At 70.7% G+C, this 246-nt stretch carries 1 protein-coding gene; it reads left to right on the plus strand.

Annotation, left to right across the window (positions count from 1 at the left end):
* Positions 1 to 246, plus strand: a 246-nt coding sequence (locus SB751_RS34010; RefSeq protein ID WP_410749498.1) for a bifunctional adenosylcobinamide kinase/adenosylcobinamide-phosphate guanylyltransferase, incomplete at both ends; no start/stop codon positions are given.

The raw sequence follows: 246 nt of genomic DNA on the forward strand, positions 1-246 counted from the left end.
TCACCAATCTGCTGTGCCCGCTCGACGGCGAGCCGCTCGACGACGCGCAGTACACGGCGGAGGTCGAGCGGCTCGAGCGCGCCTTGTGCGAGACGCGCACGAAGGTGATCGTCGTCAGCAACGAAATCGGGCTCGGCGTCGTGCCGCTCGGCTCGGTCACCCGCCGCTACGTCGACGAACTCGGGCGGCTCAATCAGCGCATCGCCGCGCTCGCCACGCGCGTGACGCTGCTGGTCGCCGGGCTGC

It is taken from the genome of Cupriavidus sp. SIMBA_020 (genome assembly GCF_046535395.1).
GTDB classification, from domain to species: domain Bacteria; phylum Pseudomonadota; class Gammaproteobacteria; order Burkholderiales; family Burkholderiaceae; genus Cupriavidus; species Cupriavidus campinensis.